Genomic DNA, 16,868 nt, shown 5'->3' with positions numbered 1-16,868 from the left:
CTAAGTAAATGATAATTTTTGCTTAGCCCCAACGACTGGCAGATAGATAAGAAAGGGACGTCTTATGAAATTACTTTATACGGATATGTCTCAGGATTTAACAGAAATTCTGACGGAGCAGGCGACCAGCCATGCTCAAAAGGGAAAGAGAGTCTTTTATATTGCTCCTAATGCCCTGTCATTTGAGAAGGAGCGTAAGGTCTTGGAGTACCTGCCTCAATCAGCATCCTTTGAGATTACGGTGACTCGTTTTACACAGATGGCTAGGTATTTTATTCTCAATACGAGTAATCCTAAAACCCAGTTGGATGATACCGGTCTGGCCATGATTTTTTATAAGGTGCTGTCGCACATGGGTGATGATGAGCTCAAGGTTTATGGTCGTTTGCGTAAGGATAGTAATTTTATTAACCAATTGGTGGATCTTTACAAAGAGTTGCAACAGGCCAATATGACGATTCTGGATTTGCAGTATTTGGACCAAGCAGAGAAGCAGGAGGATTTGGTAAAGATTTTCAGTGCGGCTCAAGACCTTTTGTTGGCAGGAGATTTTGACAATCAATCCAAGCTTAGCTCCTTCTTTGAGGAAATTAACTCGGGACATTTAGATAAGGCATTGAGCCATATGGTTTTGGTCATTGATGGCTTTACCCGTTTCTCAGCTGAGGAGGAAGCTCTGATTGCCCTCTTGAATGAGAAGTGTCATCAGATTGTTATTGGGACTTATGCCAGTCAAAAAGCCTATAAGGCTAACTTTGTCTATGGCAATGTTTATCAGGCCTCAGTGGATTTTTTGAGGACTTTAGCTCAGACCTATAAGGTGACACCAGATTATGTAACGACGGACAAGGAGGGCAATCCTTCTTTTGCACGTATCAGTCACCTTTTGGAGAGTCGTCATGATTTTAGTACCATAGATGAACAGCTGACTGATCAGGACAAAGAAGCTCTGCAAGTTTGGGAAGTGGTCAATCAAAGGGAAGAAGTGGCTCAGGTTGCCAAGAGTATTCGTCAGTTACTAGCGGATGGCAAACGTTACAAGGATATCTTAGTCTTGCTTGGTGATGAGGAGAGTTACAAGCTTCAAGTGGGTCAGATTTTCCGAAAATTTGACATTCCCTATTATTTTGGTAAGGAAGAAACCATGTCCAGCCATCCTTTGGTGCAGTTTGTGGATTCGCTAGAGCGTATCAAGCGCTATAATTATCGTGCTGAGGATTTGCTTAACCTTGTAAAATCTGGTCTTTATGGTGGATTTACTCAGGAGGACTTGGACCTTTTTGAATATTATGTCAATTTTGCAGATATCAAGGGGCGTCACAAGTTCTTGTCTGATTTTACGGCCAATAGTCGTGATAAGTATGATTTGGATCGTATCAATGCCTTGCGGTCACAACTGGTAGCGCCTCTGGACAAGTTGCTTAATAGTCGTAAACAAAAGGGTTCTAGTCTACTCAAGAAACTTGTGGCCTTTTTAGAGACTGTGCAAGTGCCAAGTCAGATGGCTGCTTTGACCGCCAAGGCCAGTGAGGCTGAAAAAGAACAGAATGAACAGGTCTGGAAGGCTTTCACCCAACTCTTGGAGCAGGTTGAGACCATTTTTGGAGAAGAAACACTGTCAGTGGACGACTTTTTGTCTATTTTGTGTTCGGGAATGTTGGCCTGTGATTACCGTACGGTTCCAGCCACTGTTGATGTGGTCAATGTGAAGAAATACGATTTGATTCAACCACATTCAGCTCCTTATGTTTTTGCCTTAGGCATGACTCAGTCACATTTTCCTAAGGTCGGGCAAAATAAGAGTCTCTTGTCTGATGAGGAACGCAGTCGTATCAATGAGGCAACGGATGAGCACAGGAGTTTGGATATTGTCACGCAGAGCAACAGTCAGAGAGGGCATTTCGTGGCCATGTCGCTTTTCAATGCCGCTAGTGAACAATTGGTGCTCAGTCAGCCACAAATTCTTAATGAGACGCTGGATGACATGTCGGTTTATTTGAAGGAAATCATTGACCTTGGTCTTCCGTTGCTTGAGAAGGGACGCAACCGTTTTGAAGCTAAGGGTGACCAGATTGGGAACTATAAGGACCTACTATCGACTGTTATTGCCCTTAACAGTAGTCATTTAGATACTGATTTGGACAAGGAAACGCAGACGTTTTGGTCAGTTGCCGTGCGTTATCTCCGTAAGCGACTTGATAAGGAACAGGTTTTGATTCCAAAGGTAATTGACGATGTGACGACAACCAAGGTCGATGATCAGGTCATGCAGCTGGTCTTTCCGGGAGAAGAACCACTTAAATTGTCAGCTTCGGCTCTGACGACCTTCTATAACAACCAGTATCTTTATTTCTTGCGCTATGTTTTGGAACTTGAAGAGTTGGAATCTATCCATCCGGACGCCCGACACCACGGAACTTACTTACACCGTGTCTTTGAGCGTGTGATGGGTGATTCTTCGTCAGAAAACTTCGACGAGAAACTGGAAAAGGCTATTAGTCAGACCAATCAGGAGCAACCCTTTGAGATTCTCTATACGGAGGATCAAGAGAGCCGCTTGTCTCGTCAGATTTTGGAAGATATCGCCCGTTCAACTGCCAGTGTTTTGCGTGACAATGCAGCGGTTAAGGTTGAGCGTGAGGAAGCCAAGTTTGACTTGCTTTTAGCAAATAGCATCAAGATTACAGGGATTATTGACCGAGTGGACCGTTTAACGGATGGGGCTCTGGGTGTCGTTGACTACAAATCAGGTAAAAATGTCTTTGACATTCAGAAATTCTACAATGGCCTTAGTCCGCAATTGGTGACCTATCTGGAGGCTCTCCGCCAAACCTATAAGGTTGATGCTGACCAGCTTTTTGGGGCCATGTATCTTCACATGCAGGATCCACAGCTTAATCTGGCCCAGTTTGGTCTGGATAAGCTAGCAGCTCAGGCTCATAAGGAATTGACCTATAAGGGGCTCTTTGTAGCTTCAGAAACAGAGCATCTGGCTGGTGGAAACTATGATTTACAAAAGACTGTCACCTATGACAAGGAGGACTTAGAGACCTTGTTGGATTATAATCTTAAACTCTTTACAGGTGCTGCGAAGATTATCCGAAGTGGGAATTTTGCAGTCAATCCTTATACTGAGGATGGCAAGTCTGTTCAAGGGGATCAGATTAAGGCTATTACTCATTTTGAGGCTGACCGCCACATGGGACAGGCTAGGAAGCTCTTACGTTTACCAAAAAAGGGTAAGAAGGAAGCCTATTTGGAGTTGATGGCAAAAGCTGAGGATAAGAATCAGATGCAAGTTGCTGAAAATACCATCCTTTTTTCAGCCGCTGATAAAGCTGTAAAAGCAGACAAAAAAGACCAGGAGGACAACCATGTTGACTAAAGCTTTTTTAAGTCCAGCAGAGATTAAGGAACGTATTGCCCAAGAAGCAGCTTCTGACAAGGAACGTAAGTTAACACCTGAGCAGATTGAAGCCATTTACAGTAATGGTACTAATATTTTGGTATCAGCTTCGGCTGGGTCAGGAAAAACCTTCGTCATGGTTGAACGTATCCTTGATATGATTGGACGTGGCGTTGGTATTGATCAGCTCTTTATCTCAACCTTTACGGTAAAGGCTGCAGGTGAGTTGAAAGAGCGTCTGGAAAAGCGTTTGACAGAGCAGCTGGGACAGGTAGAGACAGATGAAGAACGTGCCTTTCTTTCAGACCAGATTGCCAAGATTGGGACGGCTGATATTGGAACCATGGATGCCTTCACCCAGAAGTTGGTCAATCAGTTTGGCTATCTCCTCGGTGTGTCACCTATTTTCCGCATCATGACGGACCCTGCCGAGCAGACACTGATGAAAAATGAAGTTTATGCCGATCTCTTCAACGATTACATGCAGGGAAAGGATGCCCAGCTTTTCCAAAAATTAGTCCGTAACTTTGCTGGAAGTGGCAAGACCAGTAAGGCCTTTCGTGAGCTAGTTTACGATGTCTATAGCTTTTCTCAGGCTACTGCAGGTCCTGAAAAATGGCTACGTCATAATCTCTTGAAAGGACAAGTAGAAGCTAACCCAGAACAAGCTAAAGCCGATCTTTTAGAGGGTCTCAAAGATGGCTTGATTGCTGATTTTCTAGCTTTTTTGAGTGACCATCTAGGCCTAGCTCAGCGTGAATTTGCCAAGGCCAAGTATCTGAATAATGTATCAGATGCCATTAGCCTTCTGGAGGGAGCCTTGGCCAATGACCAAACCGATATGGAGGACTTGCTCAAACAACTCTTGACTCTGTCAGGAGGGACTGGCTTGACAAATATGACCCGTCCTAAAGACGAGGAACTCAAGGCCTACAAGGAAGCTTACAACAAGACCAAAAATGAGTTTGTGGCCCAGTTGCGTGAGATTGATACCCAACTAACGGTCCTCGAGGTTTTGACCAAGCATAATGATGACATCCTGCCTCTGTTAGAGCTGCTTCAGGCCTTTGTACTTGATTTTTCAGACCAGTATTTACAGGCCAAGATTCAGGAAAATGCCTTTGAATTCTCAGATATTGCCCACTTCGCCATCCGTATTTTGGAGGAAAATCCTGAGGTGGCAGCCAGCTACCGTGACCGTTACCATGAAGTGATGGTGGATGAGTACCAGGACAATAGCCATACCCAAGAGCGCATGTTGGGGCTCCTCTCTAACGGTCACAACCGATTCATGGTGGGAGATATCAAGCAATCCATCTATCGTTTCCGTCAGGCAGACCCTCAGATTTTTAATGGCAAGTTTCAGCTCTTCCTTGACAATCCAGATGCTGGTAAGCTGATTCTCCTTAAAGAGAACTTCCGTAGCCAATCTGAAGTTCTTGATGCGACCAATGGTGTTTTCAGACACCTCATGGACCAGGAAATCGGGGATATCCTTTATGACAAGACGCATATGTTGGTAGCGGGTAGCGAGAAGCAAAAAGAGCCCCATCCTGAAAATGAGACTGAGGTTCTGATTTACAATAGTGATGAAACCGGTGCAAATCCTGACGAGGAAGGTCCTGATCAACCTATCAGCAGTGGTGAGATTTCTTTGGTTATCAAAGAAATCATTAAACTTCACGAGCAGGGAGTCCGTTTTGAGGACATTACCCTCCTAGCACCAACCCGTAACACCTATCTGGACTTGATGGCGAGCTTTGAGGAGCACGGAATTCCCTTGGTTCCTGACGAGTACAAGTCAAGTTATCTTGAGTCACTAGAAGTCATGATTATGTTGGACACCCTTCGTGCTATCAATAATCCTCTTAACGATTATGCCTTGGTTGCCCTCCTTCGTTCACCAATGTTTCATTTCAACGAGGATGATTTGGCTCGTATTGCTGTCCAGGCTGACGAAGGACAATTCTATGACAAGCTTCTTGTAGCTTGCACTAAAACAGGGCTTCATCCGGAAGTCGTGACGAAAGGACTTGATGCCAAGTTGACTCTTTTCACTGAGACTCTGGCAGATTGGCGTGATTACAGTAAGTGGCATTCGCTCTATGACCTCATTTGGAAGATTTACAACGACCGTTTCTATTACGACTATGTTGGTAGCCTTCCACGAGCCGAGCAACGTCAGGCTAATCTCTACGCCCTTGCCTTGCGTGCTAATGCCTATGAAAAGACCGGCTTTAAGGGACTTTCTCGTTTTATCGGTATGATTGATAAGATCATTTCTAGCGGTAACGACCTAGAAGAAGTGACAGACTTGGTTCCTAAAAATGCCGTTAGCCTCATGACTATTCACAAGGCTAAGGGACTGGAGTTTAAGTATGTTTTTGTTTTGCAGATGAATCGCAAGTTCATCGGTCACAGCAAGGATGGACTGAGTGGTAAGTACATTATCAACCGTGAAAAAGGACTTGGCATTAAGTACCTAGCTGACCTTAAAGACCAGATAAACACCAATTTGCCCAAGTTAAATGTTGTTCTGGAGACCCTAACCTTTCAGGAAAATCGTAAGGAAGAGCGCCGAGCAAGTATCTCTGAAGAGATGCGTCTGCTCTATGTTGCAATGACTCGTGCAGAGCAAAAGCTCTACCTGGTTGGGAAGGGTAGTAAGGAAAAATTAACCCAGCAATATGGCACTGATGTTGAAAATAATCGCCTACCAGTAGTTCTGAGAGACCAACTATCTACTTATCAGGACTGGATTATGGCCCTGGATACTGCTTTTATGAGAAAGGACCTCAAGTTTACTGTTAGCTTTGTTGAGGCTGAGGAGTTGACCCCAGAAGCTATTGGACAGGTTGAAGTTCAAGCAGCAGTAAATGCTGATGATTTATCTAACAATCGCCAGACGGAAGACATTAAGCGTGCCCTAACGGTCTTAGAAAGCGTTGAAAAACTCAACCAACTCTATGCACCAGCAATTGACCTACCATCGGTGCGTACTCCAAGTCAGCTGAAGACTTTCTACGAAACAGTTATGGATACAGAAGGTGTAGATATCATGGACAAGAAAGAGGAAGTCCAACCTCTTGAAACATCCACTACTTTTGAGCTACCAGACTTTGGCCAAAAAACGAAAGTTACAGGAGCTGCGGTTGGTTCTGCTACCCATGAACTCATGCAACGCTTGATTCTTTCTGATACTGTGACCCTCCAAGACTTGACTCAAGCTCTTGGGCGAGTATCTGCTGATGACCAAGTCAAGGCGCGTGTGCAGTTAGAAAAGCTACTAGGCTTCTTTGACACCGAACTTGGGAAGCTCATTCTAGCTAACCGTGGTAAGTTGCGTCGTGAAGCACCATTTGCCATGTTGGCAGAAGATCCCGCTAGTAAAGAAGATTTTGTTGTCCGTGGTATCATCGATGGCTACCTCCTTCTTGAAAATCGAATTGTCCTCTTTGATTACAAGACGGACTACTTTACTCACCCAAGTGAGATTAAAGAGCGCTACACAGGCCAAATGAGCCTCTATGCCAAGGCTCTCAGTCAAGCCTACCAGGTGGACAAGGTCGATAAATACCTTATTCTTCTAGGAGGCAAAGACTTGGAAGTAGTAGAAGTATAAGTATAAGTTATTGCATAACCATTCTTTCATAGTGAGAGAATGGTTTTTGTCTCCCAAACCAAGTAAAAAAGACCGGTGTCTCCACCAGTCTTTCCGATAAATTTCCATCAGTATTGTAAGTTCATTAAAATATTAGAGGATGGAAACGGTTATGAAAAAAAGTATCTTGTAGGTCGCTTAGACCTACGAAGGTTATTATAACAAACTCATCTTAATCTAAACAAGGTTAGAAAAATTAGAAATAAACAGCATAAGTGTTACTAGTTTTTAATAGATGAACTCCATAATGACAGTAAATACAGACAAAAACCGCCGGTACTAGACTGACGGTATTTGTTCCTTTTAATCGTAACATCAACTAATCAAAGGCACTACCCAATTGACCCAGGCCCAGGAAATCGGCATGACCAGTATCATGGCTGGAATCATATCGGCGGTTGGAAATTGACGAAGTTTCATAATACGAAAACCAGTCGCAATCATAAGGAAGCCTCCACAAGCTTTAAAATCTCCAATCATAGCCTTTGTCGTCAAAGGGAGAATGAAACCAGCACTCACAAAGAGGAGGAAAAAAATGATGAATTGTGGAATGGCAATCATGGAAACAATGTAACCCAGACTACAAGAGAAAATCATAGCCGTGAAGAAATCTAGGATAGACTTGGAAATTAAGATAGAAGCATCGCCTGTCATCCCAGACTCAAGGCTCCCGTAAATCCCTGTCCCACTTGCACAAAAGAGGACGATTACTGTCAAGAGTTGCGCATAAAACTCATCGTGAGCCAGTCCGGTTTGCTTACTTGGCGTAATTTTGGACAAGCCTTTTTCCATAAGCCCAGCTCCCTTGTTGATGAGGTTTCCGAACTTTAGGGCCAGTCCAATAATAGTACCGATAACTACCGCAAAGATAACCGCAGGCATGTTAACCATATTCATAATAGCACTAATCCCCATAACCATAGAGGCTAGGCCAAAGATAAGGTTAAGATTTTCCTTGAAATCGTCTCTGAGATAGTCCCCGAAGAGCCCTCCAGCGATTCCTCCTAAGATAATAGATAGCGAATTGATGATAATTCCAGTTGGCATTAGTGCTTTACCCCTCTTGATACTAAATACTATAAGTCTATCATTATCAAAGGATGAATGCAAAAACAGGAAGTAATATCAAAGACTTTCTTGAAATTGTACCTTTGAAATGATACAATAAATGAGAAATTAGTGGAAAACGCTATCCAATCTTTTATTTAGCGGTTTTTAAGTTATTGTTTATGAAAAATAAGCTTATAAATCTAATTTTAACCCTAATAAAAACAACAAAATGGCATTATGATTAAATAAGTGCTCAAGGAAGGATAAAAGATGATTCGATTTGAACAAGTGACTAAGCGTTATGAGGATAAGGATGCCCTCTCAGATCTTAATCTAGAGATTCGTGATGGGGAAATTTTTGGCCTGATTGGCCACAATGGTGCTGGAAAGACCACGACCATTTCTATTTTGACATCTATCATTGAGGCCAGCTACGGAGAGGTTTATGTTGACGATATGGCTCTTAGTCAGCACCGAGATGCTATTAAGAAAAAAATCGCTTATGTACCAGATTCACCGGACCTATTTCTAAATTTGACTGCCAATGACTACTGGTACTTTTTGACACGTATCTATGATTTGGAAGCTAGTCAGGTTGAGGAACGTTTAACAGCCCTTATGACGACCTTTGATTTGACTGAAAATCGCTATAATCTCATTTCTTCCTTCTCACACGGTATGCGTCAGAAAGTTGTTGTTATTGGTGCTCTTTTGGTTAATCCACAGATTTGGGTTTTGGATGAGCCTCTGACAGGTTTGGACCCACAGGCATCCTATGATTTGAAAGAAGCCATGCGTCATCATGCCAAGGAGGGAAATAGCGTCCTTTTCTCAACCCATGTCCTGAGTGTAGCTGAGCAACTCTGTGAGCGCATTGGTATTTTGAAGAAAGGAAAACTCATCTTCCAAGGTTCCTTAGCTGAGCTGAAAGCTAAGTACCCTGACAAGGATTTAGAATCCATCTATCTAGAAATGGTTGGACGCAAGGTCGAGGAGGTGTAGTCATGAACTGGAACCACGTTTGGGAGCTTTTTAAAATCAATCTCCTCTATGCGAATCCTCAAGCTGTCACTAGCCTTCAGAAACGTCAGGAGAAAAAGAAAAAAGCTAATTTCTCCATTGTAAATGCCATGCTCAGGCAGCAACTCTTGATTTTAATTCTTTTTACGGTGCTCTATAGCTACCTTTTTATCGGTGTTGATTACAAGGCCAACCCTGGTGTCTTAACCTTGTATCTTTTGACCTTTACGGTTATGGGACTAGTTCAGACTTTCACCGCCCTTTATAGCACCTTTTATGACAGTAAGGATAGCAAGGTCTATCTGCCCTTACCTTTGAAACCATCGGAAGTCTTTTTGGCCAAGACCTTATCAGGTTTTATGACTGGGATGACTTTTATGGTTCCACTTCTTAGCTTGCTCATCTTAGCTTACTGGCAATTTATTGGTCCACTGGGGATACTTGTAGGGCTATTTGCCTTTGTCCTTTGTCTTTTTGTCAATCTCGTTCTGTCAGTCCTTCTCGCCAACAGCATTGGGACTTTGATTGTTCGTAGCTCTCGTCAAAAGCTCTATTCGACTATCCTGATGACCCTATCAACCCTATTACTCATGCTGCCTATTATGTTGGTTAGTTTTATAAATGGTTATATTAAGGGTGTTGGACATGCCGATTTTCCTTTATCCCCTTACTTGCGAGGCTACTATGATCTCGTAACTGCCCCGCTGTCTATGGAGGCCCTCCTAAATCTTTACCTTCCTCTTGCCTTGGTGCTCCTCTTAGCCTATTGGTTTTATAAGGTCAGAATGCCTCGCTATTTCCACGAGGCCCTCTATAGTCAAAAAGCTAGTAAGGTAAAGACCAAGACTGTGACTCGTAGCCAGCGACAGGTCCTGGTTCGTCACCATTTATCTACCTTGGGAAATCCAACCCTTATTATTAATACCTATATGGTGCCAATCTTATATATGGTTATGATGGGTGGTGGAGCAGTCTTTTTGAAAGATTTAGGACCGGATTATTTTGGACTCCTGCTTTTAATCGGGATGGCCTTTGGTTTCTTTTCAGCACAACCAACCAGTTTTCTAGGGGTGGCGACTTCCTTGGAGGGGACAAACTTTGATTTTATTCGTAGTTTGCCAATCAATACGGGTGACTACCTTCGTCAGAAGTTTTGGCTATTTTATAGCTTGCAAGTTGGTATTTCCCTCTTGTTAGGAGGACTTGGCTTGCTTTTCCTTGCTCACCTTCATCCCGTTTTAGTCCTTAGTTTCATCCTTGGATTCCTTGTCTCGACCTATCTGCTAGGAGGCTATTTCTTCGAGAGGGACCTTAAACTGTTGGAATTGAATTGGCAGGAAGTCACCCAACTCTTTAATCGAGGTGGTGGACAGTGGCTTTTTGTGGGAATTTTCATTTTTACCCTCATCGTTGCTGCCTTGCTAGGAGGTATTGTCTTCTTTGTCAGCAAGGTTTGGATAGCCTTTGCAGTTAATGCGATAACAGCTGTGGTTCTAACCTTAATTGCCCTAATGGTTTACCTTTTTGGAGACCGTAAGCGTTGGAAACGCATTAGAGCTATGTTTTTTGCTTAGACTAAATTGTTTAAAGAGTTTTTCCAAATAGGAGGGACTCTTTTTATGACAATTCCTTATATGCAAACTTATACATTAATATGTTAAAATACCTGAATTTAGTGTATAATCATAAATATGAAACGAAATTTTGACTCAGTAAAACGCCTGGTTATCAAAATCGGGACTAGCTCTCTGGTTTTGCCATCAGGAAAAATTAATCTTGAAAAAATCGATCAACTGGCTTTTGTGATTTCCAGCCTGCATAATAAGGGGATTGAAGTCGTCTTGGTATCTTCTGGTGCTATGGGCTTCGGTCTTAATGTCCTAGACCTTGACAAGCGGCCGGTAGAAGTCGGTAAGCAGCAGGCCGTCTCAAGTGTTGGACAGGTTGCCATGATGAGCCTCTACTCTCAGGTTTTTGCACATTACCAGACTAAGGTTTCTCAGCTTCTTTTAACTCGAGATGTGGTTGAGTATCCTGAGAGTCTCTCTAATGCCATTAACGCTTTTGACAGCCTTTTTGAACTGGGAGTGGTTCCAGTCGTTAATGAAAATGACGCTGTCAGCGTAGATGAGATGGATCATGCGACTAAGTTTGGTGATAATGACCGCTTGTCAGCTATCGTAGCTAAGATTGTAGGTGCAGACCTTCTGATTATGTTGTCAGATATTGATGGGCTTTTTGATAAGAATCCTAATATCTATGAGGATGCAACCCTTCGTAGCTATGTACCAGAGATTACAGAGGAAATTCTGGCCTCGGCTGGTGGTGCTGGTAGTAAGTTTGGTACGGGTGGTATGATGAGTAAGATTAAGTCTGCCCAGATGGTTTTTGAGAATCATAGCCAAATGGTTTTGATGAACGGTGAAAATCCACGTGACATCCTTCGTGTCCTTGAAGGAGCTAAAATCGGTACACTCTTTAAACAGGAGGACTAAGATGACATATATTGATACACTTGGCCAACAGGCCAAAGTAGCAGGTCGTCAGATTGCTAAATTATCAACAGCAGCCAAAAACGACCTTCTAAATCAGGTAGCTAAAGCTCTAGTAGCTGAAAGTGCCTATATTATCACTGAAAATGCTAAGGATATGGCCAATGCCAAGGAAAATGGTATCTCCGAAATCATGCAAGATCGCTTGCTCCTAACGGAAGATCGTATTGCAGGGATAGCAGAAGGTGTCCGTCAGGTCGCAGACCTCCAAGATCCTATCGGTCAAGTGGTGCGTGGCTATACGAATCTCGATGGCCTTAAAATCGTACAAAAGCGTGTCCCTATGGGAGTTATCGCCATGATTTTTGAAAGCCGTCCCAATGTCTCAATTGATGCTTTTAGCTTAGCCTTCAAGACCAATAATGCCATCATTCTCCGTGGGGGACGTGATGCCATTAATTCGAATAAGGCTCTAGTTACAGTAGCCCGTAAGGCCTTGGAAACTGCAGGAATTCCAGCAGATGCCGTTCAGTTAGTTGAAGATACCTCTCACGAAGTAGCAGAAGAACTCATGGCGGCGACTGAGTACGTAGACTTGCTCATCCCTAGAGGTGGGGCCCGTCTCATCCAAACGGTTAAAGAAAAAGCCAAGGTTCCAGTCATTGAAACAGGTGTCGGTAACTGTCATATTTATGTGGATAAATATGCTAATTTGGATATGGCGACACAGATTGTCATCAATGCCAAAACGCAGCGACCAAGCGTTTGTAACGCTGCAGAATCGCTGGTCGTTCATGCTGATATTGCGGAAGACTTCCTACCTCAATTGGAAAAGGCTATTTCTAAAGTTCATGCTGTTGAATTTCGTGCAGATGAGCGTGCTTTGAAAGTAATGGACAAAGCTGTTTCAGCCTTACCAGAAGACTTTGCGACAGAGTTTTTGGACTACACAATGTCTGTTAAAGTGGTAGATAGCCTTGACGAGGCTATTGGCTGGATTAACACTTACACGACATCGCATTCAGAGGCTATCGTGACTCAAGATATTAGTCGTGCTGAGCAATTCCAAGACGATGTTGACGCTGCAGCTGTCTATGTTAATGTTTCAACCCGCTTCACAGATGGATTCGTCTTTGGACTAGGTGCTGAAATCGGAATTTCAACTCAGAAGATGCATGCCCGAGGTCCAATGGGACTGGAGGCCCTTACCTCAACCAAGTTCTATATTAATGGCCAAGGACAAATTAGAGAATAACCCATCAAGCTCCAGGAAGGAGCTTTTTTAGTTAGTTTGCTAGACGACAGGTCTTCTGATATACTGGTGGTATCAAGAATGAGGAGATTTTGCCATGTTTAAAGCTTATAAAAAGTATTGGATGGGCTATGTCGATTTTACAGGACGTTCAAGCCGCTCAGACTATTGGTTGGCAGTTTTAGCGAATGCGATTGTAACTATCATTTTATTTACCGTGGTTATAGTTGCCATTGTATTTGATAGTCCAGGTAGTCATTATCATATTATTTTTAAATTATTGTATGGGCTTGCAATGGTATATTTCTTTGCTAACTATATTCCATCTTTTGCCCTTCAGGTGCGTCGCTTACGTGATGCCGGTTTTCACTGGGCATTGATTTTCTTACGCTATGCGCCTGTTATAGGCGATATCGTTCTGTTGGTTTTGTTTTGTCAACCCACAAAAGTAGAATTTCCTTTCAACCAGTTCAATAATCCACAACAATGATAAGTATTTAGCAGCCTAGTAAGGCTGCTTTTTAGTCAATTTGTCAAATTCTTTTTTTATTGCTATACTATAAGTATCAAAAAATGAGGAGATTTTATTATGATCGAAGCTTATAAGAAGTTTTGGAAGGGCTACGTAGATTTTGAGGGACGTTCAACACGTTCAGATTACTGGTTTGCATATTTGGCAAATATGTTAACAGTTATTGCTTTTTATGTGTTGCTAGCAATCTTTGGAGGTATTGCAGGTGCGACAGAATCAAGCTTTTTAGCTGTTATTTCATTTATCATCCTATTTATCTTTTTTGCCTTTGGTATTGCTGCCATCTTACCTGGTATTGCTGTAACAGTTCGTCGTTTGCGTGATGCTGGCTATAATTGGGCATTTATTTTTATTCCTTTGATTCCATTTGTCGGTGGTATTATCTTCATTGTTCTACTATGTCAACCAACAAAAGTAGAAGTGCCATTTAACAACTTTAATAACCCACAGCAATAATGACAACCAGCCAACTCTTAGAGTTGGTTTTTCTGATGCCAAAAAAGTTTTATGTCAATGTTGCACATTTTAATATTTCTGATATAATCTTATCTGAGACTAATCAATACTAAAATATAATTTAAGAAATGTGAATAACTTATGAAACTATTTCGTCACTTAAAAGAAAAACGTTACCTTATTTTGGCATTTACCCTACCAGCTCTTTTATTGGCTTTGGCTATTGTCTTTTTCCGTCCTACTCATCATCATGCCGAGGTAGGAGTGAGGGTCAGCACCAAACAGTCGTCATCAAAAGCTAAGGCTTCCTCTAAATCATCTAGCTCTAGCATGTCATCGTCGGCATCAAGGTCTAGCGAGTCATCCAGCTCTAGCACGGCATCTGTAGCAGCTAGTCAGACACAGGCAGCCACAACGACTACGGTGACACCAGCGCCTTCCTCAGCCCAAGGGACTTACCAAGCACCACAGTATAATTATGCTCCCCCAACAACTTATACCGAATCACAAAATGATGCTTCAACATCTACGATTTATAACGGGGATGTTAACTCTACTGTAGCCGAATAGAAAGATTATTATGAAAAAGAAATTATTGTTATTAGTAACTGGCTTATCTAGCCTAGCCCTATTAGCTGCTTGTTCAAATCAGTCTAATCATTTATCATCTACCAATTCTTCCTCATCAGTAGAGCAGTCCCAATCAGACAGTAGTGAAAGCTCAAGTGAAGAGGAAAAAGTAGATACCTCTGCTTATGATGACATCATCAGCAAGTATCAAACAGCTGTAGCTGACAATCAAACTGACGCTTCAATTAACCCTTTGGTGGTGACCTATGCCAATTCTAAAATGAATCCGGCATCTACTGTCTATACTTACCGTGATTTGGATGGTAATGGTGTTGATGAGTTGATTCTTGCTTTTAAGCCAGGTAAACTCTTTAAAGACTATATGATTACGGATATCTATACTATTTCTAAGGATGATGGTCAGGTCATTCGTCTGACAGAAGGTCAACAACTGGGTATGTTGGGTGAGCGTATGACCTTGGCTTACCTCAAGGATAAGACGTTTAGCTACTATGGTAGTGCCGGTGCCACAGCAGGTGGCGGTTCAGGTTACCACTTTAATAATGACGGTCAGTCTCTTGTCAAAGACGACAGCGATTCAGGTGCTGAAAAAGCAGATCTTTCTGATTGGGATTGGAAGGACTTGGACAGTGCTTCAAGTAATAGTAGTTCTAAAACATCGTCGGAAGGTAAAACAAGCTCAACCTCACTTAAGGCTGATGAACTGAAAAATGGTAACTACAAGTCAGCTGTAGGGACATGGAAATCTTCAAATGGAATGACCATCAAAATTACTTCGGATGGACAATTGGAACTCTGGGGCTCTACTTACCCAATTGATAAGGTCTCAGAAGAGAAATATGATTCTGGGATATATAGTCTAACTTATATTGATTCCAATCCAACAGGTAATACCCCAATTGAGTTTTGTCTTAAAGGGGTTAGCGATCGAGGTGATGCGGGAGATAACAGTAAGGACCGAATTTTAGCGACGCAAGGGATTCCTACAGAGGAAAATTATTATTACAGAGTAGACTGATTTTTGATAACCAATCTATAATTCATCAAGCCAGGCCCTGGGTCTGGTTTTTTTGCCGTCCTAACAACTTTCAAGGCGAGACAATTTCTCTATTCTTGTGCTATAATAAAAGTTATGACTAATGAATTTCACCATGTAACCGTTCTTTTACACGAAACTGTTGATATGCTTGATATCAAGCCTGATGGCATCTATGTCGATGCGACTTTGGGTGGCGCAGGACATTCGTCCTATCTATTGTCACAATTGTCTGAAAAAGGGCATTTGTACTGTTTCGACCAAGACCAAAAGGCTATTGATAACGCCCAAGGACGTCTGAAAGACTATATTGACAAGGGAATGGTGACTTTCATTAAGGATAATTTCCGTAACCTCAGGTCTAACCTTGAAGCTCTGGGAGTGTCTGAAATTGATGGCATTCTCTACGATTTGGGTGTGTCTAGCCCACAGTTGGATGAGCGTGAGCGTGGTTTCTCCTATAAACAGGATGCCAAGCTGGATATGCGTATGAATGAGGAAGCTAGTTTAACGGCCTATGAGGTGGTTAATACTTATCCTTACAACGATTTGGTGCGTATTTTCTTCAAGTATGGTGAAGACAAGTTCTCTAAACAGATTGCACGTAAGATTGAGCAAGCACGTCAGGTCAAACCTATCGAGACGACGACGGAACTGGCGGAAATTATTAAATCTGCTAAGCCTGCCAAGGAACTAAAGAAAAAGGGCCATCCAGCCAAACAAATTTTCCAAGCCATCCGAATCGAAGTCAACGATGAGCTTGGTGCTGCGGATGAGTCTATTCAGGAGGCTTTGGACCTATTAGCTGTGGATGGTCGTATCTCGGTCATTACCTTCCATTCTTTGGAGGATCGTTTAACCAAACAGCTTTTTAAGGAAGCCAGTACGGTAGATGTGCCTAAAGGCTTACCCTTTATTCCCGAAGACCTCCAACCTAAGGTAGCATTAGTAAATCGCAAGCCTATCCTGCCTAGCCAGGAAGAATTAGAAGCAAACAACCGCTCGCATTCTGCTAAATTGCGTGTGGCTAAAAAAATCAGGAAATAACTATGGAAAATCAGGAACATCAGGTTGTTAATAGAGCCCTTAGAAACCATATTCGTTTTATGACACGTATGGAAAAGGCCTTCTATTCGGCAATTGTTTTGACAGCTGTTGTGATGAGTATCTCGGTTGTCTTTTTACAGGGACGTAATCAGGCCATCAAGCAACAAATCACAGACCTTAATAGCAAGATCAGTGATAAGAAGACAGAGCTTAACAATGCAAAACAGGCAGTGAATGAGTTGACTAACTCTGATCGTATCAAAGAGATTGCTAATAAAGCAGGCCTGTCTATTAATAACGATAGTATTAAGAGTGTGAAATAGCC

13 protein-coding genes are annotated in these 16,868 nt (G+C 42.4%); 12 read left to right on the top strand and 1 reads right to left on the bottom strand.

Translation table 11 applies throughout. The features are described from left to right. The first annotated feature begins 64 nt into the window (after positions 1–64). Both rexB and addA read left to right on the top strand, forming a co-directional pair. Complete coding sequence (gene rexB / locus PCY14_RS03585; RefSeq protein ID WP_021152547.1) at positions 65–3,385, top strand: ATP-dependent nuclease subunit B; 3,321 nt, start codon at positions 65–67, stop codon at positions 3,383–3,385. Next, complete coding sequence (gene addA, locus PCY14_RS03580) at positions 3,375–7,028, top strand: helicase-exonuclease AddAB subunit AddA (RefSeq protein ID WP_301363171.1); 3,654 nt, start codon at positions 3,375–3,377, stop codon at positions 7,026–7,028. The genes rexB and addA overlap by 11 nt, the downstream gene beginning before the upstream one ends. Positions 7,029–7,382: 354 nt before the next feature. Here the strand turns inward: addA and PCY14_RS03575 are convergent, their stop codons facing one another. Next, positions 7,383–8,114: a DUF554 domain-containing protein gene (locus PCY14_RS03575; RefSeq protein WP_021143649.1), complete on the bottom strand. Its 732-nt coding sequence runs from the start codon at positions 8,112–8,114 to the stop codon at positions 7,383–7,385. A 273-nt stretch (positions 8,115–8,387) separates the two neighbouring features. Here PCY14_RS03575 and PCY14_RS03570 point away from each other — a divergent pair, with 273 nt between their 5' ends. The 10 genes from PCY14_RS03570 to ftsL all read left to right on the top strand — a co-directional run bounded on the left by PCY14_RS03570 (position 8,388) and on the right by ftsL (position 16,866). Next, complete coding sequence (locus PCY14_RS03570; RefSeq protein ID WP_021152545.1) at positions 8,388–9,119, top strand: ABC transporter ATP-binding protein; 732 nt, start codon at positions 8,388–8,390, stop codon at positions 9,117–9,119. A gap of 2 nt (positions 9,120–9,121) precedes the next feature. Continuing rightward, on the top strand, positions 9,122–10,711 hold the full coding sequence (locus tag PCY14_RS03565) for an ABC transporter permease (RefSeq protein ID WP_164376159.1): 1,590 nt from the start codon (positions 9,122–9,124) through the stop codon (positions 10,709–10,711). A gap of 117 nt (positions 10,712–10,828) precedes the next feature. Next, positions 10,829–11,632 (top strand): glutamate 5-kinase, encoded by an 804-nt coding sequence (gene proB / locus PCY14_RS03560; protein ID WP_008535530.1) that lies wholly within the window; start codon positions 10,829–10,831, stop codon positions 11,630–11,632. 1 nt (position 11,633) lies between these two features. Next, positions 11,634–12,884, top strand: coding sequence for a glutamate-5-semialdehyde dehydrogenase (locus PCY14_RS03555; protein ID WP_021152543.1), 1,251 nt, complete (start codon positions 11,634–11,636; stop codon positions 12,882–12,884). 94 nt (positions 12,885–12,978) lie between these two features. Further along, on the top strand, positions 12,979–13,371 hold the full coding sequence (locus PCY14_RS03550) for a DUF805 domain-containing protein (RefSeq protein ID WP_164376157.1): 393 nt from the start codon (positions 12,979–12,981) through the stop codon (positions 13,369–13,371). Positions 13,372–13,470: 99 nt separating this feature from the next. Then, the gene (locus PCY14_RS03545) at positions 13,471–13,869 is read left to right on the top strand and encodes a DUF805 domain-containing protein (protein WP_301363170.1); all 399 of its coding nucleotides are present in this window, start codon (positions 13,471–13,473) and stop codon (positions 13,867–13,869) included. A 141-nt stretch (positions 13,870–14,010) separates the two neighbouring features. Then, positions 14,011–14,439 (top strand): hypothetical protein, encoded by a 429-nt coding sequence (locus tag PCY14_RS03540; RefSeq protein ID WP_021146435.1) that lies wholly within the window; start codon positions 14,011–14,013, stop codon positions 14,437–14,439. Positions 14,440–14,449: 10 nt separating this feature from the next. Next, entirely contained in the window at positions 14,450–15,478 is a 1,029-nt protein-coding gene (locus tag PCY14_RS03535; protein WP_060933666.1) for a hypothetical protein, read from the top strand. A gap of 114 nt (positions 15,479–15,592) precedes the next feature. Next, positions 15,593–16,543 (top strand): 16S rRNA (cytosine(1402)-N(4))-methyltransferase RsmH, encoded by a 951-nt coding sequence (gene rsmH, locus PCY14_RS03530; protein WP_008535524.1) that lies wholly within the window; start codon positions 15,593–15,595, stop codon positions 16,541–16,543. A 2-nt stretch (positions 16,544–16,545) separates the two neighbouring features. Beyond that, positions 16,546–16,866, top strand: a complete 321-nt coding sequence (ftsL, locus tag PCY14_RS03525) for a cell division protein FtsL (RefSeq protein ID WP_008535523.1) — start codon at positions 16,546–16,548, stop codon at positions 16,864–16,866. The last annotated feature ends 2 nt before the right edge of the window (positions 16,867–16,868 follow it).

This window comes from Streptococcus sp. SV2, assembly GCF_030440175.1.
In the GTDB taxonomy this organism is placed as follows: Bacteria; Bacillota; Bacilli; order Lactobacillales; family Streptococcaceae; genus Streptococcus; species Streptococcus raffinosi.
This window is presented reverse-complemented; position numbering and strand designations above follow the sequence as displayed.

What these genes read in the sequence shown, in the direction of transcription:
- PCY14_RS03545 (WP_301363170.1), top strand. Translation starts at nt 13,471, where the DNA reads ATGATCGAAGCTTATAAGAAGTTTTGGAAGGGCTACGTAGATTTTGAG.
- addA (WP_301363171.1), top strand. Translation starts at nt 3,375, where the DNA reads ATGTTGACTAAAGCTTTTTTAAGTCCAGCAGAGATTAAGGAACGTATT.
- PCY14_RS03570 (WP_021152545.1), top strand. Translation starts at nt 8,388, where the DNA reads ATGATTCGATTTGAACAAGTGACTAAGCGTTATGAGGATAAGGATGCC.
- PCY14_RS03550 (WP_164376157.1), top strand. Translation starts at nt 12,979, where the DNA reads ATGTTTAAAGCTTATAAAAAGTATTGGATGGGCTATGTCGATTTTACA.
- rexB (WP_021152547.1), top strand. Translation starts at nt 65, where the DNA reads ATGAAATTACTTTATACGGATATGTCTCAGGATTTAACAGAAATTCTG.
- PCY14_RS03535 (WP_060933666.1), top strand. Translation starts at nt 14,450, where the DNA reads ATGAAAAAGAAATTATTGTTATTAGTAACTGGCTTATCTAGCCTAGCC.
- rsmH (WP_008535524.1), top strand. Translation starts at nt 15,593, where the DNA reads ATGACTAATGAATTTCACCATGTAACCGTTCTTTTACACGAAACTGTT.
- PCY14_RS03555 (WP_021152543.1), top strand. Translation starts at nt 11,634, where the DNA reads ATGACATATATTGATACACTTGGCCAACAGGCCAAAGTAGCAGGTCGT.
- proB (WP_008535530.1), top strand. Translation starts at nt 10,829, where the DNA reads ATGAAACGAAATTTTGACTCAGTAAAACGCCTGGTTATCAAAATCGGG.
- ftsL (WP_008535523.1), top strand. Translation starts at nt 16,546, where the DNA reads ATGGAAAATCAGGAACATCAGGTTGTTAATAGAGCCCTTAGAAACCAT.
- PCY14_RS03575 (WP_021143649.1), bottom strand. Translation starts at nt 8,114, where the DNA reads ATGCCAACTGGAATTATCATCAATTCGCTATCTATTATCTTAGGAGGA.
- PCY14_RS03565 (WP_164376159.1), top strand. Translation starts at nt 9,122, where the DNA reads ATGAACTGGAACCACGTTTGGGAGCTTTTTAAAATCAATCTCCTCTAT.
- PCY14_RS03540 (WP_021146435.1), top strand. Translation starts at nt 14,011, where the DNA reads ATGAAACTATTTCGTCACTTAAAAGAAAAACGTTACCTTATTTTGGCA.